General features: G+C 60.2%; 26 protein-coding genes. 6 read left to right on the plus strand and 20 right to left on the minus strand.

Annotated features, from left to right (window positions below; all coding sequences use genetic code 11):
• Nucleotides 1-24: 24 nt before the first annotated feature.
• From GSVR_RS21540 to GSVR_RS21550, 3 genes are all read left to right on the plus strand, one after another.
• Nucleotides 25-2532 (plus strand): glycogen/starch/alpha-glucan phosphorylase, encoded by a 2508-nt coding sequence (locus tag GSVR_RS21540; RefSeq protein ID WP_173197741.1) that lies wholly within the window; start codon nucleotides 25-27, stop codon nucleotides 2530-2532.
• A gap of 105 nt (nucleotides 2533-2637) precedes the next feature.
• On the plus strand, nucleotides 2638-3816 hold the full coding sequence (locus GSVR_RS21545; protein ID WP_173197743.1) for a methyl-accepting chemotaxis protein: 1179 nt from the start codon (nucleotides 2638-2640) through the stop codon (nucleotides 3814-3816).
• Between the two features lie 231 nt (nucleotides 3817-4047).
• A complete protein-coding gene (locus GSVR_RS21550) occupies nucleotides 4048-5685 on the plus strand; it encodes an ABC-F family ATP-binding cassette domain-containing protein (protein ID WP_173197752.1) in 1638 nt (545 codons plus the stop codon).
• Between the two features lie 78 nt (nucleotides 5686-5763).
• Here GSVR_RS21550 and greB read toward each other — a convergent pair whose 3' ends face one another.
• On the minus strand, nucleotides 5764-6240 hold the full coding sequence (gene greB, locus GSVR_RS21555; protein WP_173197754.1) for a transcription elongation factor GreB: 477 nt from the start codon (nucleotides 6238-6240) through the stop codon (nucleotides 5764-5766).
• A gap of 88 nt (nucleotides 6241-6328) precedes the next feature.
• On the minus strand, nucleotides 6329-7114 hold the full coding sequence (locus GSVR_RS21560) for an IclR family transcriptional regulator (RefSeq protein WP_173197756.1): 786 nt from the start codon (nucleotides 7112-7114) through the stop codon (nucleotides 6329-6331).
• Nucleotides 7115-7419: 305 nt separating this feature from the next.
• Here GSVR_RS21560 and GSVR_RS21565 point away from each other — a divergent pair, with 305 nt between their 5' ends.
• Together GSVR_RS21565 and GSVR_RS21570 are read left to right on the plus strand one after the other, a co-directional pair.
• Complete coding sequence (locus GSVR_RS21565; protein ID WP_173197758.1) at nucleotides 7420-7599, plus strand: ribbon-helix-helix protein, CopG family; 180 nt, start codon at nucleotides 7420-7422, stop codon at nucleotides 7597-7599.
• A gap of 47 nt (nucleotides 7600-7646) precedes the next feature.
• Nucleotides 7647-8003: a helix-turn-helix domain-containing protein gene (locus tag GSVR_RS21570; protein ID WP_173197760.1), complete on the plus strand. Its 357-nt coding sequence runs from the start codon at nucleotides 7647-7649 to the stop codon at nucleotides 8001-8003.
• A gap of 34 nt (nucleotides 8004-8037) precedes the next feature.
• Here the strand turns inward: GSVR_RS21570 and GSVR_RS21575 are convergent, their stop codons facing one another.
• The 13 genes from GSVR_RS21575 to GSVR_RS21635 form a co-directional block, all read right to left on the minus strand.
• Nucleotides 8038-8577 carry a YaeQ family protein gene (locus GSVR_RS21575; protein WP_173197762.1) on the minus strand — a complete coding sequence of 180 codons (540 nt, stop codon included), beginning with the start codon at nucleotides 8575-8577 and terminating at the stop codon, nucleotides 8038-8040.
• A gap of 87 nt (nucleotides 8578-8664) precedes the next feature.
• A complete protein-coding gene (locus tag GSVR_RS21580; RefSeq protein WP_173197764.1) occupies nucleotides 8665-8865 on the minus strand; it encodes a cold-shock protein in 201 nt (66 codons plus the stop codon).
• A 123-nt stretch (nucleotides 8866-8988) separates the two neighbouring features.
• Nucleotides 8989-10614 carry an ABC-F family ATP-binding cassette domain-containing protein gene (locus tag GSVR_RS21585; RefSeq protein ID WP_173197766.1) on the minus strand — a complete coding sequence of 542 codons (1626 nt, stop codon included), beginning with the start codon at nucleotides 10612-10614 and terminating at the stop codon, nucleotides 8989-8991.
• A gap of 4 nt (nucleotides 10615-10618) precedes the next feature.
• A complete protein-coding gene (gene tyrS, locus GSVR_RS21590; RefSeq protein WP_173197768.1) occupies nucleotides 10619-11830 on the minus strand; it encodes a tyrosine--tRNA ligase in 1212 nt (403 codons plus the stop codon).
• A 169-nt stretch (nucleotides 11831-11999) separates the two neighbouring features.
• The gene (locus GSVR_RS21595; protein WP_173197770.1) at nucleotides 12000-12785 is read right to left on the minus strand and encodes a TIGR00282 family metallophosphoesterase; all 786 of its coding nucleotides are present in this window, start codon (nucleotides 12783-12785) and stop codon (nucleotides 12000-12002) included.
• Between the two features lie 75 nt (nucleotides 12786-12860).
• Nucleotides 12861-14423, minus strand: coding sequence for a ribonuclease Y (gene rny, locus GSVR_RS21600; RefSeq protein WP_173197772.1), 1563 nt, complete (start codon nucleotides 14421-14423; stop codon nucleotides 12861-12863).
• 61 nt (nucleotides 14424-14484) lie between these two features.
• Complete coding sequence (locus GSVR_RS21605) at nucleotides 14485-15087, minus strand: 5-formyltetrahydrofolate cyclo-ligase (protein ID WP_173197774.1); 603 nt, start codon at nucleotides 15085-15087, stop codon at nucleotides 14485-14487.
• Between the two features lie 412 nt (nucleotides 15088-15499).
• Complete coding sequence (locus tag GSVR_RS21610) at nucleotides 15500-15772, minus strand: cell division protein ZapA (RefSeq protein WP_173197776.1); 273 nt, start codon at nucleotides 15770-15772, stop codon at nucleotides 15500-15502.
• 74 nt (nucleotides 15773-15846) lie between these two features.
• Complete coding sequence (gene zapB / locus GSVR_RS21615) at nucleotides 15847-16023, minus strand: cell division protein ZapB (protein WP_173197778.1); 177 nt, start codon at nucleotides 16021-16023, stop codon at nucleotides 15847-15849.
• A 118-nt stretch (nucleotides 16024-16141) separates the two neighbouring features.
• Nucleotides 16142-17233: a signal recognition particle-docking protein FtsY gene (gene ftsY, locus GSVR_RS21620; protein ID WP_239077405.1), complete on the minus strand. Its 1092-nt coding sequence runs from the start codon at nucleotides 17231-17233 to the stop codon at nucleotides 16142-16144.
• Nucleotides 17230-17580: a hypothetical protein gene (locus GSVR_RS21625; protein WP_173197779.1), complete on the minus strand. Its 351-nt coding sequence runs from the start codon at nucleotides 17578-17580 to the stop codon at nucleotides 17230-17232. The genes ftsY and GSVR_RS21625 overlap by 4 nt, the downstream gene beginning before the upstream one ends.
• A gap of 87 nt (nucleotides 17581-17667) precedes the next feature.
• Nucleotides 17668-21198 (minus strand): chromosome segregation protein SMC, encoded by a 3531-nt coding sequence (gene smc / locus GSVR_RS21630; protein ID WP_173197787.1) that lies wholly within the window; start codon nucleotides 21196-21198, stop codon nucleotides 17668-17670.
• Nucleotides 21199-21337: 139 nt separating this feature from the next.
• Nucleotides 21338-21634 (minus strand): MTH1187 family thiamine-binding protein, encoded by a 297-nt coding sequence (locus GSVR_RS21635; RefSeq protein WP_173197789.1) that lies wholly within the window; start codon nucleotides 21632-21634, stop codon nucleotides 21338-21340.
• Nucleotides 21635-21854: 220 nt separating this feature from the next.
• Between GSVR_RS21635 and GSVR_RS21640 the strand changes: the two genes are divergently transcribed.
• Complete coding sequence (locus tag GSVR_RS21640) at nucleotides 21855-22352, plus strand: hypothetical protein (RefSeq protein WP_173197791.1); 498 nt, start codon at nucleotides 21855-21857, stop codon at nucleotides 22350-22352.
• Between the two features lie 103 nt (nucleotides 22353-22455).
• On the opposite strand, the gene GSVR_RS21645 is transcribed toward GSVR_RS21640, so the two are convergent.
• The 5 genes from GSVR_RS21645 to GSVR_RS21660 form a co-directional block, all read right to left on the minus strand.
• Nucleotides 22456-23463, minus strand: coding sequence for a queuosine salvage family protein (locus GSVR_RS21645; RefSeq protein WP_173197793.1), 1008 nt, complete (start codon nucleotides 23461-23463; stop codon nucleotides 22456-22458).
• Nucleotides 23464-23488: 25 nt separating this feature from the next.
• Nucleotides 23489-23611 (minus strand): hypothetical protein, encoded by a 123-nt coding sequence (locus GSVR_RS22230; protein WP_255569636.1) that lies wholly within the window; start codon nucleotides 23609-23611, stop codon nucleotides 23489-23491.
• Nucleotides 23612-23799: 188 nt separating this feature from the next.
• On the minus strand, nucleotides 23800-24021 hold the full coding sequence (locus GSVR_RS21650; RefSeq protein WP_173197795.1) for a NifU family protein: 222 nt from the start codon (nucleotides 24019-24021) through the stop codon (nucleotides 23800-23802).
• 71 nt (nucleotides 24022-24092) lie between these two features.
• Entirely contained in the window at nucleotides 24093-25493 is a 1401-nt protein-coding gene (locus GSVR_RS21655; protein WP_173197797.1) for an aspartate ammonia-lyase, read from the minus strand.
• A 363-nt stretch (nucleotides 25494-25856) separates the two neighbouring features.
• Entirely contained in the window at nucleotides 25857-26645 is a 789-nt protein-coding gene (locus tag GSVR_RS21660; RefSeq protein WP_173197799.1) for a DNA-formamidopyrimidine glycosylase family protein, read from the minus strand.
• Between the last annotated feature and the right edge of the window lie 39 nt (nucleotides 26646-26684).

Consider the following 26684-nt stretch of genomic DNA (forward strand, 5'->3'; position numbering starts at 1 on the left):
CGGACATCAGAAAGGGACATACTTATGTCACTCAAGAAGAAGCATATGATATACAGCCCCGGTCTGACCGAACTCCCGCCGCTCCCGAACGACATTGCCAGCCTGACCAGTGAATTCCGCCATTACTATACCCACAACCTCGGGCGCGACAAATATTGCCGCTCGCTGCACTACGCCTACAAGGCACTGGCCCTGACCGTCCGCGACCGCCTGATGGAGCGCTGGAAACAGACCCGCTACGCCTACCTCGATTCCGACTGCAAGCAGACCTATTATCTGTCGCTGGAGTTCCTGATGGGACGTGCCCTCGGCAATGCCATGCTCAACCTCGGCATCACCGACCATGTCTCCCAGGCCCTGCTCGATCTGGGACTTCAGCTGGAAGATCTGGTGGAGGCTGAGATCGATGCCGGGCTGGGCAACGGCGGCCTGGGGCGCCTGGCGGCCTGTTTCCTCGACAGCTGTGCCACGCTGCAACTGCCGGTGATGGGGTATGGCATCCGCTACGAATACGGCATGTTCCGGCAACGCATCGTTGACGGCAGGCAGGTGGAGGAGCCGGACCACTGGCTCAGGGAGGGGCACCCGTGGGAAGTGGAACGGCCCGAATATACCCAGCGCATCCGCTTCGGCGGCAAGAGCGAATTCTTCCGGACAGCCGCAGGAGAACTGGCCGGCCGCTGGGTCGATACCAGCGATGTCCTGGCAGTGCCCTATGATATCCCCATACCGGGCTATAAAAACGGTACGGTCAATACCCTGAGGCTCTGGAAGGCAGCTGCCACGGACGAGTTCAACCTGGGCGAGTTCAATGCCGGCAGCTACACCGAATCGGTGGCAGCCAAGAACGCCGCCGAAAATATCACCATGGTGCTCTACCCCAATGACGCCAGCGAAAACGGCAAGGAGTTGCGCCTGCGCCAGCAGTACTTCCTCGCCTCCGCCAGTCTGCAGGACATCATCGCCCGCTGGCGGGCCCTCTATAAAGGGGATTTCGGAACCTTTGCCGACAAGAACTGTTTTCAGCTCAACGATACCCACCCTAGTTGCGCAGTCCCCGAGTTGATGCGGCTCCTGATGGACGAACAGGGCATGGCCTGGGACCAGGCCTGGGACATCACCACCCGCACCATGGCCTACACCAACCACACGCTCCTACCCGAGGCGCTGGAGAAATGGCCCGTGCAGCTGTTCCGGAATCTGCTGCCCCGCATCCTGGACATCATCTTCGAAATCAATGCCCGCTTCCTGAAACTGGTCGCCGACCGCTGGCCCGGCGACAGCGAGCGTCTGCGGCGGATGTCGCTGATCGAGGAGGGGGCGGTGCCCCAGGTGCGGATGGCATACCTGGCGATCGTTGCCTCCTTTTCCGTGAACGGTGTGGCGGAACTTCATTCGCAATTACTGGTCCAGGGACTGTTCCGCGACTTCTTCGAACTCTGGCCGCACAAGTTCAATAACAAGACCAACGGCGTAACCCCCCGCCGCTGGATCGCCTGGTGCAACCCCGCCATGAGCCGGCTGATCAGCGAAGCGATCGGCGACGGCTGGACCTCCGACCTACAGCAGATCCGGCAACTCGTCCCCCTGGCCGAGGACCCCGCCTTTCGCGAGCGCTGGCACGCGGTCAAACTGATCAACAAACAGCGCATGGCCGACATGGTGGAAGCCCAGTGCGGCGTGACCTTCGACCCGAACGGGCTGTTCGATGTCCAGGTCAAGCGCATCCACGAATACAAACGCCAACTGCTCAACCTGCTGCACGTGATCCATCTGTACAACCGCATCAAGCGCGGCGACACCGCCACCTGGACCAACCGCTGCGTACTGATCGGCGGCAAGGCCGCGCCGGGCTATTACATGGCCAAGCTGACCATTAAACTGATCAACAATGTAGCCCAGGTGATCAATAATGACCCGCTGGTCGGCGACTTGCTTAAAGTGGCTTTTCTCCCCAACTACCGGGTCACCGCCATGGAGGTGGTCTGCCCGGGCACCGATCTGTCCGAGCAGATATCCACTGCCGGCAAGGAGGCTTCCGGAACCGGCAATATGAAGTTCATGATGAACGGCGCCGTGACGATCGGTACCCTGGACGGTGCCAATATCGAAATCCGCCAGGAGGTAGGCGACGACAATTTCTTCATGTTCGGGCTGACCGCCGAAGAGGTGGAGGCACTCCGGCCGCAGTACGATCCGGCAGCGATCATCGATGCGGATCCCGACCTGAACCGGGTCATGCAACTGCTTTACAGCGGTCACTTCAACATGTTCGAGCCGGGCATCTTTGATCCGGTCATCAATGCCATTACCAGCCCCACCGATCCCTGGATGGTGGCCGCCGATTTCCGGAGCTTCGTGGATGCGCAGGCCCGGGTGGCCGAGGCCTACCGGGACCGCGAGCGCTGGACACGCATGAGCATCATCAACAGTGCCCTGAGCACCAAGTTCTCCACCGACCGCACCATCCTGGACTATAATCGGGAGATATGGAACCTGCAGCCGGTACGGCTCGATATGAAGCAGGGGTAAACGCTGCCTCAAAACGCAATTTTAATTAATGCTTGAAAAATCACCACCTATGGCACACAATAGCTGTCGCAGACATACCATGCCCTGAAGAAAGGGAAAGCATCCATGCAGACGCTCCAACACTTCTATTTCAGCCTCTCCATCAAAACCAGAATCGGCCTGCTCTGTTTCTGCTACAGCCTGTGCATCCTTGCCACCACCATTCTCGGGAGATCCGCGTCCGCAACGATCAGCTACTGCACCATGGGGCTCTTCATCCTGCTGGGCGCCTTCTTCGGCTGGATCAACATATGGGGCATCGGATCTTCCATCAGGCGCGTGCTGGCCACGTTGCAGACCATGGCCCAAGGAGACCTGAGCCAGGAGATCGCTGTCCGGAACAAGAACGAGATCAGCGCCGTGCTGATCTCGATCAGAGAAGTACAAACCTCCATGCGCTCCATCATTTCCGGCATGCAGGCCACATCCAGCGACCTGACCGCCGCCGCCGGCACCCTCAAACAGACCTCGGAACGCATGGCCGCCGGCGCCGAACAAGCCGTTGGGCAAACCGGTTCCGCCGTACAGGCTGTTGAGGAGCTTTCCTCGGTCAGCTCCGACATCTCCAGGAACTGCCAGTTGATGGCCGACAAGGCTTCCGAGACCCGGCAGGCGACCAGCGCAGGTGAGCGCACCATCGCGGATATGTCACACCTGATGGGCGAAATCGGACGACTGGTCAGCGATACCACACTGGCCGTGCAATCGCTCGGCAACAATTCCAGCGAGATCGGGGAGATCGTCGGCACCATCGAGGATATCGCCGACCAGACCAACCTGCTGGCCCTGAACGCCGCCATTGAGGCTGCCCGGGCCGGCGAGCAGGGGCGCGGGTTCGCGGTGGTGGCGGACGAGGTCAGGAGCCTGGCCGAGCGGACCACGCAGGCCACTCGGGAGATCCAGAAGATCATTGGTACGCTGCAGGGAGATGTCAAGAACGTGATCGGTTCCATGGAACAGAGCGCCGCGAGCGTCGAGAATGGTGCCCGCGGAGTTCAGCTTTCCAATCAGGCCATCTCCGAGATCAAGTCCCATATCGAAGTGCTGACCGACAGCGTCGCCCAGGTGGCGACCGCCATCGAACAGCAGACCGCCACCACAGCCGGGGTGATGAACAACATCCACGCCATCACTGCCATCATCGAAGACGTATCCCGCGGCACCCACCAGACCGACACAGCGGCTGCCAATCTCAGCGGTTCCGCTGGAGAGCTGATGTCCACCACCCGGCGGTTCAGGGTCTAGAAGGTTATTGAAAACGGACATCTCGCCGCCGTCCTCGTCAGCCCTCTTGTGACTTCGGCCTGCAGCCTCACAACCTGGGAATTTCAACAGCCTGCTAGGCATGCCGTCAGGCTTCCGTTGTTGAATTAAGGATTGCCGCCCGGTCACCGTAAGTGCTATAGTCGAGATTGTCTGAACCACAGGGGCCGCATCCCTGTGGTTTTTATTTTGTCGCACAGGAGTTTTGAACACATGATTTCCGCCAGTAATGTCACCTTGTCCTTTGGCAAGCGCGTCCTCTTCAAGGACGTCAACATCAAATTCACTCCGGGCAACTGCTACGGCCTGATCGGCGCCAACGGTGCCGGCAAATCCACCTTTCTGAAGATTCTCTCCGGCGAGATCGAACCCGACAAAGGAGAGATCAGCCTCGGCGCGCGGGAGCGCATTGCCGTGCTACGGCAGGACCATTTCGCCTTTGACGAAGAGACGGTTTTTAACACCGTGATCATGGGGCATAAGCGTCTGTTCGAGATCATGGCCGAACGCGAGGCGATTTACGCCAAGGCCGATTTCAGCGAGGAGGACGGCGTCCGCTCGGCTGAACTGGAGGGTGAGTTCGCCGAAATGAACGGTTACGAGGCGGAGTCCGAGGCGGCTGTGCTTCTGAACGGCCTCGGCATCCCCGAGGAACTGCGCGGCAGGAAGATGAAGGAACTGGAAGGGGGGGACAAGGTGCGGGTGCTGCTGGCACAGGCACTGTTCGGCAATCCGGACGTGCTGCTCCTAGACGAACCGACCAACAACCTGGACCTCAAATCGATCTCCTGGCTGGAGGAGTTCCTCTATCGCTTCCCCAACACGGTCATCGTGGTATCCCATGACCGCCATTTCCTGAATCAGGTCTGCACGCATACGGCAGACATCGACTTCGGCCGGATCCAGGTCTATGTGGGCAACTACGACTTCTGGTACCATGCCAGCCAGCTGAACCTGAAGCAGCGCCAGAACGAGAACCGCAAGATCACCGAAAAGGCCGAAGAGTTGAAGGCATTTATCCAGCGCTTCAGCTCCAACGCCTCCAAGGCCAAGCAGGCCACTTCGCGTAAGAAACTGCTCGACAAGCTCACCCTGGAGGACATGCCGGTCTCGTCGCGCAAGTATCCGCATGTGGCATTCAAGCCGGAGCGCCCCTGCGGCGACATCATCCTCGAAATCAAGGGCCTGTCGAAGACCATCGACGGGGTACCGGTGCTGAACAACTTCGATCTGATAGTATCCAAGGGTGACAAGATCGCCTTTGTGGGGGGCAACGGTCTGGCCAAGACCACCCTGTTCCAGATTCTGGCTGGTGAACTGGAGCCGGACAGCGGCAGTTTCCGTTGGGGAGTGACCATTACCAGCACGTACTTCCCCAAGGAGAACAGTGCGTACTTCGAGAACGACCTGACCCTGGTGGACTGGCTCGGACAGTACTCACCGCCGACGGAGGGGGAAACCTTTGCCCGCGGTTTCCTCGGCCGCATGCTCTTTTCCGGCGAGGAGGCCATGAAACGGACCGGCGTCCTCTCCGGCGGCGAGCGGGTCCGCTGCATGCTGGCGCGCATGATGCTCACCGGTGCCAATGCGCTGATCCTGGATGAACCGACCAACCACCTGGATCTGGAGTCGATCACCGCCCTGAACGACGGGCTGATCGCCTTCCCGGAGGTGATCCTGTTCGCCTCCCATGACCACGAGTTCGTTTCCACCATTGCCAACCGGATTGTCGAAATTACCTCCGGAGGAGTCATCGATCGCGTGATGGGCTTTGAGGAGTATCTGGAAAATGCGGACGTGGCGCGGGAGCGTGACGAGCTGTACCACGGCCACGCGGAGTTCTCGCTGTAGCCGCCGGTCTCACGTACTCCATTGCCGCTGCAAAAAGCGAAGCGCCGTTCTCCCTCGGGAGAACGGCGCTTTTTCATGTCATGGCTGGGCTGAGCTTATGCCGGTGATGTAGACTGTCAGATCTCCGGTCGGTCGCCGGATGACCACCTCGTCGTCGATCCTTTTGCCCAGGAGCGCCTGGCCCACTGGCGAATCGATACTGATCCGGCCGGAGGACACATCGAACTCATCCGGTCCCACCAGTTGGTAGCAGCGCGCAGCGCCATCCTCATCCTCGTAGGACACCCAGCAGCCAAAGCTCACCGATTGCGGGTTCGCCGGTACCGAGGCCACCTTCAGCACTTTCAGGCGGCTGCCGAGATGCTTCAGCTTGCGGTCGATCTCCCGCAGGCGCTTCTTGCCGTAGATGTATTCCGCGTTCTCGGAACGATCCCCCTCCGCCGCCGCATCGGCAACCCCCTGCACAACCTTGGGACGCTCCACACGCCACAGATAATGGTATTCATCCTCCAGTTTCTTCATGCCTGCAGCGGTAATCAGGTTTGTCATAATCATCCATTGAAGTTGAGGTTGGTCGAGGGGGCAGTCGTCCTGTGTGCGCCCGGGGGAGGATACTGCTGTGGTTGGAAACCGGGGAAAGGGATCAGACCTGGCGGTCCATGATCTCCTTGACGTTGGTGACAAGATTGAGCAGCCGCGGACCGATATCGTCCTCCAGCATATGTCGCCGCAGCTGAAAGGCTGCTCCTGCGCAGCTGAAGACAAGGACACGGGAACCGTCGGACGGTATCAGGGGAGCGGCAACGGCATGCACATCCTTTTTCCAGTCCCCCAGCGAAAGGCAGAAGCCGCGCTCGGCATAGTCCTGCAGCGATTGGTCGATGCCGGCCTTGATCCGTGGCCATTCCCCCTCGTTGCGCGTCTTGACCTGATCGAGAATCGCCTCACGTTCCGCATCGGACAGGGCGCACAAAAGCGCCCGCCCCATCGAGGTGGTGGCGATGGGGATCTGGGAGCCGACATCCAGCGTCAGGGTGACCGTTGCGCTGCTGCGATAGGCCTCGATGTACAGCATGCTGAGCCGGTCCTGCACCCCCAGGGCGACCGAAGCCTGGGCATATTCGGCCAAGTCCCTCATCAGGGGGCGGGCGATGCGGCGCACGTCCATGTTGACCAGAAAAGAGTATCCGAGAGCCAGGACAGCAGAATCGAGATGATATTTGCCGAACTTCTCCGAATAGGCCAGGTATCCCAGCCGGGTCAAGGTATGGGTCAGACGGGAGATGGTCGGTTTGGGCAAGCCGGTACGCTGGGCAAGCTCCTGGTTGCCAAGGAACCGGTCTCCCGGCTTGAAACTGCGCAGGACCTCAAGTCCTCGCTCCAGAGCGCGCACCGATTGGCGGTCGTTGTCCTTTTCCGTCTCGATCATAGATCCCTTGCCTTGATTCAGACTGCAAGCTGTTCCGTTGTGCGAAACTACCATAGCCCGCGGTTCACGTCAATGGCATAAAAATGTAAAATATTGTTCTGCAGAATGAAATCAAACGCCTGATCGGTATTTTCTGGAAGGTGTGAACGCGGCAGACACTGGTTGCTTCTTTAGTGCTGCAATGCCCGCTAACACAAACATCGTATTGAAAATTTATGTTTACATCGAAATATGTTTACGCTAAGTTAAAACAATAAAAAGAAACATGATTTCACTGTGCGAAACCACAAAGGGAGTATGGAACGATGGGATCCTTGAAGGCACATCCGCGTTATCATGTTGTCAGTCTGCGTATCAGCGATGAAGAACGCGCAGCGCTGGATGCGTTTGCACGGCGCACCAGCCGGAGCGTTTCTTCGGTAATGCGCGAGGCCATGGGCATCTGCCTCGATTCCCGCTGGAAGAGCCTGATCAAGCCCGACTGACTGGCGCACCGCGCCCCGCACCACTACACTGATTTACGGAGACGAGAATGCTTAAGGGAAAGAGCCTGGATGCGGTTCAGGCCATGGAAAAGACACTGGAACTGCTGGAACTTCTTGCAAACTGCAAAGAACGCCTGAGCATTTGCGAAATTGCCGATAAATTGTGTCTGAATCGCAGAGAGGTGCTGTTCATGCTGGTAACGCTGGAAACCCGCGAACTGGTACGCTGGGACGATGTGGCAAGAGTATATCGCCCCGGGCAGACGGCACTGGAATTTGCAAAGAGCTTCCGACGTCCGGCACCGTCACTGCCGGCCAAAGGGGCCGGTCGGACCCGCTCGGCCCTCCCCGGCAAGCACACCCCTCGCCCGGACCGCCGCCTCGCTACCGGGGCAATGGCCTGAGCCTCTGTGCAGAGAGTTCGGAAACGCACCTCATTCAGGGAGAAACCTGTCTCAGCAGGGACGACTCGATAGTCTCTCCGTTTTGCTCAAGATAGAGGGTATCCTCGGTGATGGTGAGCGACCAGTTGATCGATTTCTGCAGACCGGCTGCCAGATGCGTCAGCAGGTGCTGCTCCAAGATGAAAATCTCGATATTGGCAATACCGCTCAATTTTGGCAGCTGCTGACGCTCCCAGGCGGACCGCGACCCACCGCAGGCGAACAGAATGACTCGCTCCGCATGGCGACCAGCCTTGATCAGCCGCTCCGCATCCGGCAGACCCACTTCGATCCACAGCCGCACCCGTCCATCCGGGCCAAGCACCCACAGATCCGGTTCGTCTCCTGCGGCGATGCCCTTGGTGAAAAGAAGTTCCTCTTCATAACGGATGGCATAGGCTAAAAGCCGGGCCACCAGGCGTTCCGCGGTTTCCGAGGGATGTTGTGCAACCGTGACGTTCAGTGTCCGGTAGATGGTGCGACCGATGTCGGACAGCTCGATGGCGGCACGATAAATAGTTGATGGAAGAGCCATATCTCTCCTGACGATTTCTCTCGCATGTCATTGACAAAAAAAAGCCCCGGATTGCTCCGGGGCTTTTTTAATCCAGATTCTATGTGACTACTGTTTGGTCACATTGGCGGCCTGCAGACCTTTGGGGCCTTTGACCAGTTCGAATGTCACGCTATCGCCTTCAGCAAGTGATTTGAAGCCTTCACCGTTGATAGCGGAGAAATGAACGAATACATCTTCGCCGTTCTCCTGCTCCAGAAAACCAAACCCTTTGCTGTCGTTGAACCATTTTACTGTTCCGTTTACCATTTGCTTACCTTCTCCTGATACTACCTTTTAATGTTCCGGGATAACCCGGATATCAGTTAGTAACAGCTTGTGTGCGTGATGTCAATCATTTAAATGGCAGGAGCGTTTTCGCACACGACAGCGTCAGCACTGTCCGTGGTGCACCTTGCTCAGGTAATATTCGTAATTGCCCTCATAAACCCGCATTTCACCATGGTCCAGCTCGAAAACCCTGTCCACCAGCTGGCGCAGGAAATGCCGGTCATGGCTGACCAGCATGACCGTGCCGCTGAAATTTTGGAGCGCATCCAACAGGATCTCCCGGGATCGAATATCGAGGTGGTTGGTCGGCTCGTCCAGCACCAGGAAATTCACCGGCCGCGCCAGGAGCGTGGCCAGCACCACCCGACTCTTTTCACCGCCGGAGAGATTTTCGATGCGCTTGTCGATGGCATCGCCCGAGAACAGGAACGCACCCAGCAGATTGCGGATCACACCGATGGTGGCCTGCGGCATGGCGTCCTGCAGCGTTTCGAAAATGGTTTTGCCCGGATCGAGCAGTTCCATGGCATGCTGGCTGAAATAGCCCAGCTCCACATTGGCCCCCAGATTGAAGCTGCCTGCGCTGGCTTCGGTCTCTCCGGCCAGCACCTTGAGCAGCGACGACTTGCCGGCCCCGTTGACCCCCACCACAGCAATCTTGTTCTGGCGGCGGATCACCCCCGAAACGCCGCTGAACACCTTGTGTTCACCGCCGTGGGTCTGCCAAGCCTTTGCCAGATCCGTCATGACCACCACATCGTCGCCGCTGCGGGGGGGCTCGCTGAACTCGAACCGTACAGTCCGCTCTTCGGGCGGAATCTCGATCCGCTCGATCTTGTCGATCTTTTTGACCCGCGACTGCACCTGGGCCGCATGGGAGGCGCGGGCGGCAAAGCGGGCAATGAATTCCTCCTCCTTGGCCAGCATCTCCTGCTGGCGCTTGTAACTGGCCAGGAGCTGTTCGCGGCGGATTTCCCGTTCCCGCTCGTAAAAATCATAGTTGCCGCCATAGGTGGTGACGGTCTTGTTGGCCACCTCGATGATGCGGGTCACAATGCGGTTCATGAAATCGCGGTCATGGCTGGTCATCAGCAGGGCACCGTCGAACTCATTGGCCAGCCACTCTTCCAGCCAGACGATCGATTCCACATCCAGATGGTTGGTCGGCTCGTCCAGCAGGAGCACATCGGGTTTCAGGGTCAGAATCTTGGCCAGGGCGATGCGCATCTTCCAACCGCCGCTGAAGGACTCCACCGGGTGATGGAAGCGGTCCGGTCCGATACCGAGTCCGGTCAGCACCGTCTGGGCGCGGGTATCGAGATCATAGCCGCCGCGATGTTCGAATTCCTCCTGCGCAGAGCCGTAGCGCTCCAGCAGTGCCGTCATGGCATCGTCCGACTGCGGCTCGCACATGGCCGCTTCCATCTCCTTCAGCTCGGCCGCCAGCCGCACCGTTTCGGCCGAGCCGGCCATGACCTCTTCAAGGGCCGAACGTCCGGCCATGTCGCCCACGTCCTGCGAAAAGTAGCCGATGGAGGTCTTGCGGGCGCAGGTGATTTCGCCGGCGTCAACCTCCTCTTCGCCGATGATGATCCGGAAAATGGAAGTTTTCCCGGCACCGTTGGGGCCGACCAGGCCGCTGCGGGTGCCGGGCAGGATCTGGAAGCTGGCCTCTCGGAACAGTATCTGCGAGCCGTGTTGCTTGGTGATATTGGAGAGATGGATCACGGTATCAGGCCACCACGATGCGGGCGAAGCGCCGCTTGCCGATCTGCACGACATACTCGCCGGCCGCGGCCAGCTCCAGGTTGGTGTCGCTGACCTTCTCGCCGTTCAGCTTGACCCCGCCGCCGTCGATGGAGCGGCGCCCCTCGCCGTTGGACTTGGTCAATCCCGCCTCGGTCATGGCCTTTGCCAAAAGAACGCTGCCGTCTGCCAGACGGTAACTGACCTGCGGCATCTCATCGGGGATCTCGTTTTCCTTGAAGCGTTTGACGAAATTCTCCTCGGCCGCCTCCCCGGCACCCGCTCCGTGAAAGCGGGAGACGATCTCGCGTCCCAAGGCCTTTTTGGCCGCCATGGGGTGCAGGGACTTGTCCTTCAGGCCGGCCTTGAGCCTGTCCAGTTCGGCCAGCGGCATGTCCGAGAGCAGTTCGTAGTAGCGCACCATCAACTCGTCCGAGATCGACATGATCTTGCCGAAGATATCGTCCGGTGCCTCAGTAATCCCGATGTAGTTGCCCAGGGATTTGGACATCTTGTTGACCCCGTCCAGCCCCTCCAGAAGCGGCATGGTCAGGATGCACTGGGGAGCTTGGCCCCACTCGCGCTGCAATTCGCGCCCCATCAGCAGGTTGAATTTCTGGTCGGTGCCCCCCAGCTCCACGTCGGATTTGAGCGCCACGGAATCGTAGCCCTGAACCAGCGGGTACAGGAACTCATGGATGGCAATCGGCTGCTGGCTGTTGAAGCGTTTGTGGAAGTCGTCACGCTCCAGCATGCGCGCCACGGTGTACTTGGAAGCCAGGGCGATCATGCCGCCCGAACCGAGCTCGTTCAGCCAGGTGGAGTTGAACACCACCTTGGTCTTCTCCGGATCGAGGATCTTGAACACCTGCTGCTTGTAGGTTTCGGCGTTTCTGAGCACATCCTCGCGGGTCAGTACCTTGCGGGTCTCGGACTTGCCGGTCGGGTCGCCGATCATGCCGGTGAAATCGCCGATCAGGAAATTGATCTCGTGCCCCAGCTGCTGAAACTGCCGCAGCTTGTGGATCAGCACGGTGTGTCCCAGGTGCAGGTCAGGCGCGGTCGGATCGAAACCGGCCTTGATCTTCAACGGGACCCCGGTCTTGAGCGAGTTGGCCAGTTTCTCCTCCAACTCCTTCTCGATCAGTACCTCAACGGCGCCGCGCTTGATAACGGCCATCTGTTCGGCAACGGACATGTTCAACTCCTAACATCAAGATTTGGCCATAAAGGGCACAGAGTTCACAGAGGAAACTGGCTGGGCAGGATGGAGGTAAAGCGGGATCAATGCGCTTGAGGGACCTGCTTATCGTAAACCATGATGTTCTCTGTGACCGCAGTGACCTCTGTGGCAAATATTTTTGTGATTAACAGCTCACGGCGATACGCTCGATGCCGAGCGCCCGGCCGCTTTCCTCGTCGACCGATACCACCACGCCGTTGATGCGGATATCCTTCTTGGGTATTTCGAATTTGACCGGCAACTGGGTCAGGAACTTGTGGATGGCCTCTTCCTTGCCGATCCCGATTACCGAGTCGAAGCTGCCGGTCATGCCGGCGTCGGACAGGTAGGCCGTACCGCGGGTCAAAATACGCTCGTCCGCGGTCTGCACATGGGTATGGGTGCCGACCACGGCGCTGACTCTGCCGTCCAGGTACCAGCCCAGGGCAGATTTTTCGGAAGTGGCCTCGGCATGAAAATCGACGAAAATCACCGGCGTCTCCTGCCGCAGAAGCTCGATCTCACGATCGGCCGTGCGGAAGGGGCACTCCAGATTCTTCATGTAGACGCGCCCTTCCAGATTGAGCACTCCTACCTTGATCCCTCCCGGGGTAGTCAGGATCATACCCCCCCGGCCAGTGGTCCCTTCGGGGTAGTTGGCAGGACGGACAATGCGCGGATTGGCCAGCACCAGCGCTACCTGTTCCTTTTTGTCCCAGATATGGTTACCGCTGGTGATGCCGTGCACCCCCAGGTCGAACAGTTCTTTGGCGGTTTCGGTTGTCAGGCCGAAGCCTCCCGAAGCGTTTTCGCCATTGACCAGGACCAGATCGACGCGATGCCGGTCCACCAGGCGATCCAGCTCCCGGGAAAGTGCCTGGCGACCGGGCTTGCCGATGATGTCACCTATGAAAAGAATTTTGACGGGCATCTGATAGTCAGTTTCTAACCTCCCCCGTCCCCCTCCTAAATCAGGAGGGGTGCCGAAGGCGGGGGTGGTATGATTTTATCGCGCGTACTCTACGGCGCGGGTTTCGCGGATGACGTTGACTTTGATCTGGCCGGGGTAGGTCATCTCCGCCTCGATCTTTTTGGCGATGTCACGGGCCATGATCACCGACTGTTCGTCCGTGATCTGGTCGCTGGACACCATTACGCGGATCTCGCGGCCGGCCTGAATGGCAAAGGAGTTGGTCACGCCGCCAAAGGAGGTGGCGATACGCTCCAGGTCTTCCAGCCGTTTGACGTAGGTTTCCATCATTTCGCGCCGCGCACCGGGGCGGGCGCCGGAAAGGGCATCGGCCGCCTGTACCAGTACTGCCAGCACGGTCGACGGTTTTTCATCCTCGTGATGGGCCATGATAGCATGCACGATTTTGGGGGATTCGCCATACTTGCGGGCCAGTTCGGCGCCGATCACCGCGTGGGAACCCTCCACCTCGTGATCGACCGCCTTGCCCAGGTCATGAAGCAGCCCGGCGCGTTTGGCCTGTTTGACGTTGATGCCCAGCTCGGCAGCCATGATGCCGCACAGGAAGGCCACCTCCAGCGAATGCTGGTACACGTTCTGGGTATAGGAGGTACGGTATTTGAGACGCCCGATCAGCTTGAGCACCTCCGGGTGGATGCCGTGAACACCCAGGTCGAAGGCAGCCTGTTCCCCGGCCTCCTTGATGGTTTGATCGACCTCCTCGGTGGACTTGGCCACCACCTCCTCGATCCGGCCGGGATGGATGCGGCCGTCGCTGATCAGCTTCTCCAGCGAAAGCCGGGCCACTTCGCGGCGGACCGGGTTGAAACCGGACAGAATAACCGCCTCCGGGGTGTCGTCGATGATCAGATCGATGCCGGTGGCAGCTTCCAGAGCGCGGATATTGCGCCCTTCGCGGCCGATGATGCGCCCCTTCATCTCATCGGAGGGAAGCGGCACGACCGAAACGGTCTTTTCCGCCACATACTCCCCTGCATAACGCTGAACAGCCAGGGAGATGATCTCTTTGGCCTTCTTGTCGGCTGTTTCGCGGGCCTCTTCCTCGATGACCTTGATCAGTTTGGCGGCATCGTGCTTGGCCTCGTCCTCCATGGCGTCCATCAGTTCTTTTTTGGCTTCCGAGGCAGACATGCCGGAAATCGTTTCTAGCTTGGCCCGTTGAACATCAGTCGCCTTTTTCAACTCTTCGTCACGCAGTGAAAGCGCCTGCTCCTTCTGGGTCAGGACCTGTTCCTTCTTGAGGATGTCCAGCTCCTTCTGGTCGAACAGAGACACCTTCTTGTCGAGATTTTCCTCTTTCTGCTGCAACCGCTTCTCAAGATTCTGGAGATCCTTCTTTTTCTCCGACATCTCCCGCTCGTGCCCGGTCTTAGCCTCAAGAGCCGCATCCTTGGCCTTGAGTTCAGCCTCCTTGGTGATGGTCTCCGCCTCCCGGCGGGCATCATCGATCACCTTGCTGGCCAATTCCTCGGCCTGCCTGACGATGGAAGTCGAGTCCTTCTTGTTCGACCTGCTGCCTGCCAGATAGGCGCCCGCGGCAACAGCAATTGCGATCACTATCACAATCAGCATTTCCATTATGAACAACCTCCTCTATATAAATCCGGGCCGGAACGGCACCGGTTACCTCCACTCCCGTTTAGCGGGATGTTTGATCGACTTGTTCGATGACTCCGCGATCCTTCGACCGGATCATGCGTCGGTCGGTGACAATGATCTCCATTTGGATATCGTGACCATCTGCCGGTATGTCGCCGTCAATCAACTGGAAATCGTGGCAGAGCCCGACCAGATGTGCCGTGCGGCCGGGATGCCGAAGAAAGCGATCGTAAAACCCTTTGCCGTAACCGATGCGATGCCCGCGACGATCGAATACCACCCCCGGAACAACGAACAGATCGGCTTGATCGGCCAGATGATCCTCGCCGGTCGGGCAGGGTTCGAGAATACCGAAGCAGCCCCGCTGGAGGCATTCCAGCCCCGTGACATGACGGAGCACCATCTCCTGGCCGCAGACGGCCGGGTACAGTACCTTTTTACCTGCCGCAAAGGCATCTGCCAGGATCAGGGCCGTGTCAATCTCGTTATGGGCCGGGGCATACAGGGCGATGCAGCCTGCCCGGGCATATTCCGCAAGGGTGAGGAGCTGCAGCTGGGCCGACCGGCTGGCCTCCTGCCATTCCTCGTGGCTGATGGCCCGGCGCCGTGCCAGCATCTGCTGGCGGAGCGATCGCTTCGGCATGACATCCTCTTGCCTCCCCGCAGACGCCTTGACAGCCCGGAAACGGGGCCTTTCAAGCCGGCAAAGACTGCGGGTGTTACGGATTCTGGGGCTATGGTATGCGCGCAACAGTGATGATGCCAAGTGGATTGGCGAAGGGTCGATCAGGGGAGGGAAAGGAGGGGGAATGGCTCACAGTGCCGTGGAATGAGGTAGTTGCTCTGGTTCCTTTGCTTCGAGGAGCGATTCCTTCCTTTCGTTTCGAGGATATATTCTGGTATCAGCAAAACAGGTGAGGACGTCTGGCACCTGCCGGGACTGATGGATGCATTGCGAATATATAATCAAGTCTCCCTGAGAGACCTTGCTCTCCGGCTGCGCCGGAGCCAATCGTCATAGGGGGCCGGTTCCTGCTACCGCTGCCATACCGTTTTCAGGCCGATTCCAGCTTTGCCAGGAGCCCCTGCAGCCTGTTCTCCAGAAGCACATCAGCCTCCCGATCGGACCGCAGATCAAGCAGTTCCTCAGCCGTGTTGAGCAGTGCCAGCATCAGTATCAGCGATGCGTCGCCGCTCTTCAAGGCGGATCCTATGTCATGCAGCCTTTCGTTGACAAAGGCCTCGACCGCCTGGACCTTTTCTGCAGGGGCCGAACTCCTGACCGAGAGTTCGCGGCCGAGCACCGTGACCAGGTGGGTGGTTTTCATGCAAACTTCCCTTTATGCACAAAGGTCGCTGCCCCCCACCCTGCTGCCACGGCAAGAGGCGCCCGAATACTCCGCTAAAGTCCTTCCAACTTGCCGAGAATCGCGTCGACACGGGCTGTCAGCCCCTCGCGCTCGGACAGCAGGCGCTGATTTTCTTCAGCCAGACGTGCGTTTTCCTCTTTCAGCGACGCGTATTTTTCAACCAGCTCCGTGATTCTGCTATCGAGTCTTTCGAAAAGTTCCTGATTCATTCCTCTATCTTCCTTTCGGGGAGCCTGACTATAACCGTCAGAAGGGCGGAAGTCAAGTCCTAATTGTCTGAAATCGCTGGATTCAGTAGCTTGACAGCCCCCTTCCGGAACGGTTTTGTCAGGCCTGGAAGAGGGCATCCGTAAACTCCTGCGGATCGAAGTCGCGCAGGTCTTCCACCGTCTCGCCCACACCGATGTATCGGACCGGCAGGGCGAACTCGTGGCTGACCGCCACTACGATGCCCCCCTTGGCCGTACCATCCAGTTTCGTCAGGGCCAGGCCGGTGACACCGGCCGCCTCCTTGAAAAGCCGTGCCTGGGAAACGGCATTCTGGCCGGTGGCGGCATCCACCACCAGCAGCGTTTCATGGGGCGCCCCGGGTATCTCCCGCTCGATCACCCGGCGGATCTTTTTCATTTCCTCCATCAGATTGACCTTGGTATGCAAACGCCCGGCCGTATCGATGATCAGCAGATCGACTCCGCGGGCAACGGCTGCCTTGCAGGCATCGAACACCACGGCTGAGGGATCGGCACCTTCCTTGTGGCGGACCACATCCACGCCGCACCGTTCGCCCCACATGGTCAGCTGCTCGGCTGCAGCCGCCCGGAAGGTATCGGCCGCAGCCAGAAGCACCCGCCGCCCCTCGCCGGTAAAGCGCGCAGCCAGCTTGCCGATGGTGGTGGTCTTGCCGACGCCGTTCACGCCGATCACCAGCAGCACAAAGGGCGTGCGGCTGGAGATGTCCAAACGCGCATGATGGGCGGTCAGGCGCTGCAGGATCTCTTCTTTGAGCGCTGCCCGCAGGGCCTCGCCGTCTTTCAGTTCATTGCGCCCCAGACGCTGTTCCAGGGTGCGGACCAGTTCGACGGTCGTCTTGACGCCAATGTCGGAGGTGATCAGGATTTCCTCGAGTTCCTCCAGGGTTTCGGCATCGATCTCCTTCTTGCCCAGTACCAGGGCATCGATACGCCCTACCAGTCCCTCTTTGGTCTTTTGCAGACCGTCTCTCAGTTTTTTATAGGCGTCAACAACGCCGAACGGATTGAGAGCCGGGGCAGCCTCGCCCCCTTCCTCTTTCGGCTCGGCCTCCTTGCGGGATGGGAAGACCTCCATATTGGCAACGGTGATGATCTTGTCCATCCACCCGCGCAAGCCTTTTTTCTCCTGTTGCTGCTCCTTTTCCTGCTTTTCCTGCTGCTCCATCATATCTCCTTCCCGAGCTCCTCGATCGCGATGCGAAAATGATGCAGGGCCAGCCCCATCGGACAGGAACGGCCGACATTCATCGCCAGTGCGTATTCCTGATCGATGCATCCGATGATCAGGCGCTCCGTGGTGGTGGTTATCACCAGATCCTCGACCATTCCCTGGCTGGCATGCATGGCCTTGAAACGGGAGAGGATTATGCCCTGGTGTGCGGCGGTGAAACGCATTTGGTACGGCTCACAGTGACAGTACTCCTGAACCGCCTCACCCTCCCAGTCTACCATAATGGCACCGATGGCATCCGGTGTACTGGCCACAAGTTTCTTCAGAATGCTTTGATAGGGCATAAGAACTCCTCAGGGACCAGGGACCGGGGACCGGTAAAACCCGAGACATCAAAAGACGTTACCGGTCCCAGATCCCCGGTCCCCGCCTTAATGCAACCGCACCGACACCACCCGGGAGGCGCCCGGCGATTCCATAGTGATGCCGTAGAGCGTGTCGGCCACCTGCATGGTGGCCTTGTTGTGGGTAATGATGATGAACTGGGAAATGGCGCTCATCTCCCGCACCATGTCGTTAAAGCGGCCGATGTTGGCGTCGTCCAGCGGCGCGTCCACCTCGTCCAGCAGACAGAAGGGGGTCGGCTTGATCAGGAAGATGGCAAAGATCAGCGCCACCGCGGTCAGCGCCTTTTCACCCCCGGAGAGCAGGGTCACGTTCTGGAGTTTCTTGCCCGGCGGCTGCACGATGATGTCGATGCCGGTCTCCAGCAGATCCTCCTCGTTGGTCAGGCGCAGCTCGGCCCGGCCACCGCAGAACAGCCGCGGAAAGACCTCCTGGAACTTGGCATTGACCAGATTGTAGGTTTCGAGAAAACGCTGGCGGGTGGTACGGTTGATGCGCTGGATAGCCTGTTGCAGCCCGCGCAGCGACTCCTCGAGGTCCTCTTTCTGGGAGGTGAGGAAGGTGAAGCGCTCCTCCATGCCGGCGCATTCCTCGATAGCCATCAGGTTGACCTCGCCGATCTCGTCCAGCAGGCGCTGCAGCTCCACCTGACGCCCCCGCCGGGCCGCCTCGTCAAACTCGACCTCCGCCAGCCTGGCCAGGGCCTCATCCATGGTGATGCGGCTCTTTTCCAGCAGTCCGCGCTCCAGGTGTTCGGCCTGCATGTTCAGAGTCGAGAAGCGCAGGTTCAGATCGGCCTGGGTCTGGCGCACCCCGTCGCTGTCCTCGCGGGCCTGCTTTACCCGGGCCTCGGTAGCGGCCATTGCCGCACCGGCGGTCTCATAGTCCGCCCGAACCACCTCGAGCTGCCGGGCAGCCTTGGACTGGCGCAGGATCAGCTCTTCCACCCGCTCGGTCCCCGCGGCGATGGCGGCCTCGAGCTGCGTCCTTTCTCCGGCGCCGCGCGCGATTTCTTCCCGGTCACCGGTCATGCGGCGGGTCAGTTCCTGGGTCTGTCGCTCCAAGTCGGCAATGCCGCGCTGATGCGCCTCGTGCTGCTCCCTGAGCGTCGCCACCCGTACCCGCAGGGCCGAGACCTGTTCCCGACCGGCTGCCAGCTGGCTGCGCCCCACATCCAAGGCCTCCTTGAGCCGCGCCACCTCCTGCTCCAGCTCCTGGGAAAAACCACCGGTTTCCTCCAGCCGGGCCAGACACAGTTTCCGCTCGACCTCCAGGGCATCGCGCTCCTCATGCAGGGTTTCCGTCTCCATGGCCTGCACGGCCAGGCGCTCCTCGATGCGGCTGATCTCGTCGGTCGCCTGCTGGCGGTCCTTGGCCAACCCGGCCAGCCTGAGCTCCCCCTGGTGCACCTGTTTGCCGATCTCCTTCAGGTGCTCGGCAACCTCCTGAGCCTGGCGGCGCACCTGCTCGCGTTCGCTCCCCAGGGAGGAAACCTCCTGCTCCAGCACTGCCACCCGTTCTTCCAGTTCCCTGATCTCGCGTTTCTTGTGGATCAGACCCTGCTGCACCTGATCGGCCGAGCCGCCGCTGATAACCCCACCCTGGGAAACCAGATCCCCCTCGCGGGTGACAAAAGAGAATTCAGGATGGCGGCGGGCCAGCGCAATGGCCTGTGCAATGCCGTCCACCAGCAGGACGGACGCCAGCATGCGCCGGATCAGCCCTTGGTGGGGGCCGGACACCTGCACCAGTCCCTCCAGAGCATGCGCACCATCCGGAGGGGCAACCGGCGGTGCTGCGAATTCCAGAGGCAAGGCCAATCCGACCCGGCCGCCGCTGCTTCGCTTGAGGAATTCCAGGGCAGCCATGGCATCGTCGTCGCCGTCACACAGCACGCACTGCAGCCGGTCCGCCAGAGCCGCTTCCAGCGGCGCTTCCAGTTCGGCCGGCGCAACCACCGCATCGGCCAGAAAGCCCCGGAAGCGCGGCTTGAGCTCGGCCGATTTCATCAGGTTCTTGACCCCCTGGCCATAACCGGCCAACTTGGCCTCCAGCTCGCGCAGCGAGTGCAGGCGCGAAGCGCTGCGGTTCAACTCGTCCCGGCGGGTCTGCCACTCCTTCTCCACCACCGGCAGGCGGGCTTTCAACTCTTCCTCACGCTTCAGCAGGGCGGCCTGTTCGACCCTGAGCTCCTCCTGCTCCTGCCGGACCTGCTCCAAATTCCGGTCCACATCAACTGCCCGACGGCGGGCATCCTCCAGACGTTCCGCCTGTTGGATCCCTTCGCGGCTATGGCGTTCCAGGCGCTCGGACAGGCTGGCCAAACGTTTGACCGCCTGCTCGTAACGGCTCTTGAACTGAGCCGATTCGGACATGGCCGCGAACAGCTCCTTGCGGCGCCCCTCCAGCAGACGGTTCGACTCCTCCTCGGCCTGCTGCTGGCCGGCCAGCGCTTCCTCCGCCTGCCGCAATTCAGCCTGCAGCCCGGCACTCTCGGTGGTCGAGGCATCCCGGCGCACTTCCAGCAAGTTGCGCTGCTCGATGCACTCTGCCAGACGCGCGTCGAGTTCGCCCGCCTCGGCCTCAAGCCGTACCAGACGCCCGGTCAGTCCTGTCAGTTCCTTGCACTGGAACTCCAGGCCGCTTTCCGCTGTGCTGAACTCGCTCTTGATGCGGTAGATATCCTCCTGAGCCGCGTTCAAGCGCTTCTCGGCCTCCACCAGGGCCAGCCGCCCCTCCTCCAACTGCGACTCTCCCACGGCCGAGGCGACAAACACCTCGCGTATGCGCTGGTTGAGCGCGGACAGTTCCCGTTCGGCCTCAGCACGCATACGCTGAGTCTCCCGGTATTCCCGGGCAGTGAACAGCAGCTCGATCTCACGCAGCTCATCCCGGTATTCCCGAAACTTCTCGGCCTTCCGGGCCTGGCGCTGCAGCGAGCCCAACTGCCGGCGGATCTCCCCCAGCACATCCGCCAACCGGGCCAGGTTGAGACGGGTGGCCTCGATCTTCTTCAGTGCCAGATGCTTGCGGGACTTGAACTTGGTGACCCCGGCCGCCTCCTCGATCAGGAAGCGCCGTTCCTCGGGACGGGAATGCAGGATCTGGCCGATCTTGCCCTGCTCGATGATCGAATAGGCGCGGGTGCCGACCCCGGTATCCATGAACAGCTCGGTGATGTCCATCAGCCGGCAGGGGGTCTTGTTGATCAGGTAATCGCTCTCGCCGTCGCGGTACAGACGGCGGGTCAGCTGGATCTCGGCATACTCCAGGTATTTGGCAGGTGCCCGGCCATCCTCGGTGGAAAAGACCAGCGACACCTCGGCCATGCCGAGCGCCTTGCGCGTCTCGCTGCCGGCAAAGATCACATCCTCCATTGCCTTGCCACGCAGGTTTTTGGCGGACTGCTCCCCCATGCACCAGCGGATGGCGTCCACAATGTTGGACTTGCCACAGCCATTGGGGCCGACCACGCCGGTCACTCCCTGCTGGAAATCAAGCACGATCTTGTCGGCAAAGGATTTAAAGCCTGATATTTCGAGACGTTTGATTTTCATGGAGTTGCGTACTGTATCAGAGGGTGGGAAGCGCTGTCCAGCGGGATTTCGGCAGAAGCCGGAGGAGAGGGAGAGCTTCTGCGCCGGAAGCGATGGCCGGTTTAACCTGCGCAGAAGTGGTCTGCTGGTGGGGGTTATTTTAAAGCTTCTCCTTGACGCTCCTTACCTTGTCCTCCATCGTCTGCTCGCGGTCGGTCCGGGTGCCCAGCTTGATGGTGGTGGTGATGCGCGGCGCCCCCATCTCATGTACCACCTCGTGGCATCGCCTGACCGCAGCAAACACGGCGTCCCATTCCCCCTCTATGTTGGTGCCGTAGGAATGCAAAGCGGTCTTCAGCCCCGCCTCGGTCAGCACCTTTTCACAGGCCGCAATGTACGGGGAAAGCGACACCCCCACGCCGAGCGGCACAATGCATAAATCTATCAGGACTTTCATGCTGTCCTCCTTTCATAATTGCTGTCTGCACTCCAGGACGTGCAATTGTAACGTTCACCGCCGATATTGCAAGCGGTCAAGCAACACAAGCGGCCAAAGCCGCCTTTACTGCTGCAGGGCATCCCCCGAAGCCACTTCCACATCACGCGGCAGGGCCTGGACTTGCCTCTTCGGGGTTGTACAATTTTTATAGGAACAACTCCAATCAAGGGGGTTCGCCATGAAGGGACGCACGGTGATCAAACGGGTGGCTTCGGGCATAGTGGCCGGGCTGGCCGGGACTGCAGTGATCCAGGCCATGCAGGCAGCGGGACAGAAGGCGGTGCCTGAGGAGATGCCGCCGATAAAGCAGCATCCGGGAGAATTTATGGTCGAGCAGGCGGAAGAGCTTCTGTCGCCCCAAACGCGGGAAAGGATCCCGCAGACCCTGGAAAAAGCCTCGGCTCAGGTGCTCGGTTTCGGATATGGGCTCACCTTCGCTGTATTGTACGAGTTGCTGCACCGCAAGGAGACCAACCTGATCATGGAAGGAACGGCACTTGGACTGGCCACCTGGGCCGCCGGGTATCTGGGATGGCTGCCGGCGACCGGGTTGATGCCGCGCGTTACCCGGCAAAAACCGGGACAGGTAGCCGGGGCCATCCTGAGCCCACTTGGTCTATGGCCTGTCCACGGCCAGCACCCTCAGAATGCTGCGCGCAGATCTCAGGCCGGCTAGCGGCCTAAGCCTGAACCGATCAGATCTGACCGCGCACGTAGTCGATCCGTGCTCCGCTGCCGTTGATTGCGCTCAAAGTCGCGACTGTTGTGGTCCTAAAAGATCAATAAAAAGTAGTCCGCGTCAGGTGCCGGGGACGGGCGCGGTAGGCTGTTCCCTGCCCCCGGTGCCAGAGGAAGTTGTCGAGCGTCATGGCATTGACCCGCACCCCCCGCCGTTGCAGCGCCTCGACCAGCAGCTCTCCCGCATACACGCTGCAGGTGCGGATCTCCACCTCCTCGGGCGAGCCCGCAGCCAGCGGTTCTCCCCGGTCGATCCGTTCCGCCAGATCGTCCCGGTAACGCAGAATCCCATCCTGGCGCAACACATGCGGCACGAGATTGTCGGCGCAGATCGTCAGCCGGTCGATGTCATCGAAACGCCCCACCCCCTGTCCGGCAAAAGCGATGCATAGATCGGCCGCGTTCAGTTGGGCCCGTTTGTAAAAGGGCACCGTCATCCCACGGTAGTGCGCCCGGTCATCCAGCAGCGGCATGGAGGCCAGCAGCTGCACCAGCCGCTCCACCGACCGGCCGGCCGCTTCCACCACACCGGAGAAATCACCATCGAAGCGGTCGCAGACAAAGCCGCCCAGGTCGTTCAGCGCACGGGTGTAGAGCTTCATCAATTCCTGGACGGCGTGGTTGGTGAATTTCAGGCGGAAGAGCCGGGTGCAGTCGGCCAGGGACATGCGCCGCAGATTTTCTGGAGGTATCGGGCCATAGCCGGCGAAGTGCCGCGTGAGCGCCGCGGCAATCAGGCGATACCCGGATTTGCGGTGATTGGTCAGGATCTCGGGGAAATAGCCGGAACCGAAATTGACCGCACCGAGCGTGAAATAATAGGCCACCGTCTCACGGCCGTGCCACAGGTAATGGACAGCGGGTTCCATCTCCGGCTGGAGCAGCCGGTCCGGCGGAAGGGCAGCGGCATAGCTGTCAATGGCCGCAGTATCTATTTCGACCGAGTCCGCCTGCTCGGCCACCTGCCGGCAGGCCCGGCGCACTTCTTCCAGAAGAGGCAGCTTCAACGTTCCTCGGGACAGATTCGTCGTTCCTTGGGACTGGGGCATTGTTCCTCCTTTTCCGGTCACCGGTTCACACCAGTTCCTTATCCTCCGGCAGAGGCTTCAGCGGATGTTTTCGCCGGTCCAGCTTCAGGTCATGGAAGATGTCGGCAGAGGCTTCGGTCGCATGCTCGGCATGCAGCGTTATGTCCAACTACCGGGAAGGGTCCCGCAGCAAATTTCAGCAGCCTGCTAAAAGTGTAACGTGGCGAAAGGGCAAGTCAACGCGAGGGGAATGGGGACAGGGCAACCGCCGGGCTGCGGAATCACGCAGCCGGCAGGATAAAAAAAGGCCCCTTGGATCGTCTCCAAGGGGCCTTCATGCTCGTGGGTAGTTCTGGATCAGACCTGAACCACTTCCTTGACGCCCGGAACCTGCTCCTTCATGGCGCGCTCGATACCCATCTTGAGGGTCATGGTGGACATGGGGCAGCTGCCGCAGGCACCTTTCAGCCGCACCTTGACGACGCCATCCTCCGTCACCTCCACCAGTTCGACATCGCCGCCGTCGGCCTGCAGGCCGGGGCGCACCATTTCCAATACCCTTTCGACTTCCGCTTTCATCTCGTTCTCCTTTAAAAACAGTATGGTGTCAAAGAATCAAAGAATTCCTTCCCTGCTTCTTTGAGTGAAGCTTATTTCTCCAGCGGCAGTCCCGGTTCGGTCAGGTATTCCGGCCGCATGGCCTCTTCCAGATCCGCTTCCGGCATCAGACCGCGGCTCAGCACGATTTCGCGGATCGAGCGCCCGCTGGCGATCGATTCCTTGGCCACTTCGGCTGCTGCGTTGTAGCCGATATACGGCGCCAGCACCGTCACCAGCCCCAGCGAATCCTCCAGGTAGCGCCGGCAGCGCTCCTGATTTGCTACGATTCCGATGATACATGATTGGGTGAATTTCTGCACGCAGTTCCTGAGAATCTCCAGCGAGAAGGTCAGGTTGTAGGCGATCAGCGGCATCATCACGTTCAATTCCAGTTGGCCGGCCTGGGCTGCCTGCATGACCGCCTGATCGCAGCCGATCACCTGGAAGCAGACCATGTTGGCCATCTCGGCCATGGATGGGTTGATCTTGCCCGGCATGATCGACGAGCCGGGCTGCACCGCCGGCAGGCGAATCTCGTCCAGACCGGTACGCGGGCCGGACGACAGGAGCCGCAGGTCGTTGGCGATGCGCCCCAGGGTGACCGCAGTGCGGCGCAGGGCCGAAGAGAGCGCCAGGAAAGGATCCATGTTCTGCATGGCCTCGAACAGGTCGGCGCTGGCCACCAGCGGGAAACCGGTTGCCAGGGCCAGTTCTTCCACGATCTTCCCTATGAATGCCGGCTCGGCGTTCAGTCCGGTGCCGACCGCGGTGCCGCCGATGCCGAGTTCCAGCAGGGCCGGGATGCAGGCCTCCAGCCCCTCGCGGTTCTTGCGGATCGCCATGCCATAGGCGCCGAACTCCTGCCCCAGCCGGATCGGGACCGCATCCTGCAGATGGGTCCGCCCCGATTTGAGGATGCCGTCGAACTCGCGCCCCTTGTCCGCCAGCGCCTGCTCCAGTTCCTCCAGCACCTCCAGCAGGGGATCGAGCAGTTCCAGGGCAGCCAGCCTGATGGCGGTCGGAATGACGTCGTTGGTGGACTGGGCCATGTTGACGTGATCATTGGGGTGCAGGGCCGAGAAATCCCCCCGCTGGCGGCCGAGCAGTTCCAGGGCGCGGTTGGCCAGCACCTCATTGACGTTCATATTATGGGAAGTACCAGCGCCGGCCTGGAAGGGGTCCACTACGAATTGGTCGTTCAGCCGGCCCGCCAGCACTTCGTCAGCCGCCGCCACGATCGCCCCTCCCAGTTCCGCCGGAAGCCGGCCGGTGGCCATGTTGGCCATTGCCGCGCATTTCTTGATGATTACCGTGGCCCACACAAAGGAGGGGTGCGGTTTCAGCCCGGAAATGGGAAAGTTGCGAACTGCCCGTGCGGTCTGGGCTCCATAGTAGGCCTGGGCAGGGACTGCCATCTCTCCCAGGGTATCCTTTTCGATACGTGTGCTCATCGCCGTTCCTCTCAGAAACATGAAATTAACGCATGTACACCATAAAACAGGATCGTACCGGTGTCAAACCCAAGCTCAAGGCAATTTAAACACCGTAGATATGGATCACGCAGCAAAAAAAACTATTCTCTGAAACCTGAATCCGTGAAGCCTGGAAGCCGAAATGAGCGCCATGCCGGGGCTCGATCGTCGCTGGCTCCGCTTCATATCGGCAATACCGCCTCACCTACGAGGAAATGCTTCTGATACCGGAAACGCAAGAGCAGAGGCATGGGTAGCGAATGAAGGCTGGAAGGCTTCACGGATTCATATTTTCGGAATGACATTACCGAGGGTAGCCCTATTTCCGTATCATTTCGGCATTTACGAGTAAAGCACCTGCTCATCGGTGAAGTAGGTCTTCTTCGACGAAACCGTCTCCACCCGGATCGACCGTCCTCCGGGAGATTCCCTGCGGTCGGGATTGTGCACGGCCAGGAATTCCCGGAACTCGCCGGCGATCATATCGGGATGCCGTTTCCGCAGCTGCTGCGCGGCATCCAGCAGCACCGAGCTGATCGCGGCTGCCAGCGCCTCCACCGCCTCATCCGGCAGCTTGCCCGCTGACGAGCGGGGTGAGATGCGGGCTTGCCACAGGATCTCGTCGGCATAGGCGTTGCCGATACCCCGGATGATCTTCTGGTCGATCAGCAGCGCTTTGATCAGTGTCCGCGGCTTGCCGGCGATCAGCCGCTTCAGCAGTCCGGCATCCACATCCAGGGCGTCCGGCACTCCCTGGTCCCGTGGGGGATCCAACGATACCGTTGCCAGCCCTTTGGGATCGTGCAGACTCAGGCAGACCCCTTGCTCGAAGTCGATGCTGATGATGGCATCCCCGGCAGAGCGCTGGAGCGGCTGGGCTGCAAGACGGAAGCCGCCATTCAGCATCAGGTGGATGTACAGCAGCCGGCCGTTGCCGATCCGGAAACAAAGCTCCTTGCCGGCCCGCTCGACCCGCTCGATGGTGGCGCCGCTCAGGGCGCGGGACAGCTCTGCGGGGGACACGTTCAGCCGTCCGCCGCTGCCGTGCCTATGCACTGCGGTAATGCGGCCGCCGGCCAGGCGGCGGTGGAGATTTTCAGCGAATACCGTCAGGTCGGGCAGTTCCGGCATGGGTTCCTCCTTGTGGCCCGTTATCGGCACATGGCCGTT

The sequence above is a fragment of the Geobacter sp. SVR genome, from assembly GCF_016865365.1.
Classification (GTDB): domain Bacteria; phylum Desulfobacterota; class Desulfuromonadia; order Geobacterales; family Pseudopelobacteraceae; genus Pelotalea.

Coding starts and splice junctions, on each gene's coding strand:
- GSVR_RS21655 (WP_173197797.1), bottom strand. CDS start 25,493: ATGAGCACACGTATCGAAAAGGATACCCTGGGAGAGATGGCAGTCCCT.
- greB (WP_173197754.1), bottom strand. CDS start 6,240: ATGATTATGACAAACCTGATTACCGCTGCAGGCATGAAGAAACTGGAG.
- GSVR_RS21595 (WP_173197770.1), bottom strand. CDS start 12,785: ATGCCCGTCAAAATTCTTTTCATAGGTGACATCATCGGCAAGCCCGGT.
- GSVR_RS21625 (WP_173197779.1), bottom strand. CDS start 17,580: ATGCCCTATCAAAGCATTCTGAAGAAACTTGTGGCCAGTACACCGGAT.
- GSVR_RS21565 (WP_173197758.1), top strand. CDS start 7,420: ATGGGATCCTTGAAGGCACATCCGCGTTATCATGTTGTCAGTCTGCGT.
- zapB (WP_173197778.1), bottom strand. CDS start 16,023: ATGAATCAGGAACTTTTCGAAAGACTCGATAGCAGAATCACGGAGCTG.
- GSVR_RS21645 (WP_173197793.1), bottom strand. CDS start 23,463: ATGCCCCAGTCCCAAGGAACGACGAATCTGTCCCGAGGAACGTTGAAG.
- GSVR_RS21540 (WP_173197741.1), top strand. CDS start 25: ATGTCACTCAAGAAGAAGCATATGATATACAGCCCCGGTCTGACCGAA.
- GSVR_RS21575 (WP_173197762.1), bottom strand. CDS start 8,577: ATGGCTCTTCCATCAACTATTTATCGTGCCGCCATCGAGCTGTCCGAC.
- smc (WP_173197787.1), bottom strand. CDS start 21,198: ATGAAAATCAAACGTCTCGAAATATCAGGCTTTAAATCCTTTGCCGAC.
- GSVR_RS21605 (WP_173197774.1), bottom strand. CDS start 15,087: ATGCCGAAGCGATCGCTCCGCCAGCAGATGCTGGCACGGCGCCGGGCC.
- GSVR_RS21660 (WP_173197799.1), bottom strand. CDS start 26,645: ATGCCGGAACTGCCCGACCTGACGGTATTCGCTGAAAATCTCCACCGC.
- GSVR_RS21580 (WP_173197764.1), bottom strand. CDS start 8,865: ATGGTAAACGGAACAGTAAAATGGTTCAACGACAGCAAAGGGTTTGGT.
- ftsY (WP_239077405.1), bottom strand. CDS start 17,233: ATGATGGAGCAGCAGGAAAAGCAGGAAAAGGAGCAGCAACAGGAGAAA.
- GSVR_RS21635 (WP_173197789.1), bottom strand. CDS start 21,634: ATGAAAGTCCTGATAGATTTATGCATTGTGCCGCTCGGCGTGGGGGTG.
- GSVR_RS21550 (WP_173197752.1), top strand. CDS start 4,048: ATGATTTCCGCCAGTAATGTCACCTTGTCCTTTGGCAAGCGCGTCCTC.
- tyrS (WP_173197768.1), bottom strand. CDS start 11,830: ATGTCCGTTGCCGAACAGATGGCCGTTATCAAGCGCGGCGCCGTTGAG.
- rny (WP_173197772.1), bottom strand. CDS start 14,423: ATGGAAATGCTGATTGTGATAGTGATCGCAATTGCTGTTGCCGCGGGC.
- GSVR_RS21570 (WP_173197760.1), top strand. CDS start 7,647: ATGCTTAAGGGAAAGAGCCTGGATGCGGTTCAGGCCATGGAAAAGACA.
- GSVR_RS21650 (WP_173197795.1), bottom strand. CDS start 24,021: ATGAAAGCGGAAGTCGAAAGGGTATTGGAAATGGTGCGCCCCGGCCTG.
- GSVR_RS21610 (WP_173197776.1), bottom strand. CDS start 15,772: ATGAAAACCACCCACCTGGTCACGGTGCTCGGCCGCGAACTCTCGGTC.
- GSVR_RS21640 (WP_173197791.1), top strand. CDS start 21,855: ATGAAGGGACGCACGGTGATCAAACGGGTGGCTTCGGGCATAGTGGCC.
- GSVR_RS21560 (WP_173197756.1), bottom strand. CDS start 7,114: ATGATCGAGACGGAAAAGGACAACGACCGCCAATCGGTGCGCGCTCTG.
- GSVR_RS21545 (WP_173197743.1), top strand. CDS start 2,638: ATGCAGACGCTCCAACACTTCTATTTCAGCCTCTCCATCAAAACCAGA.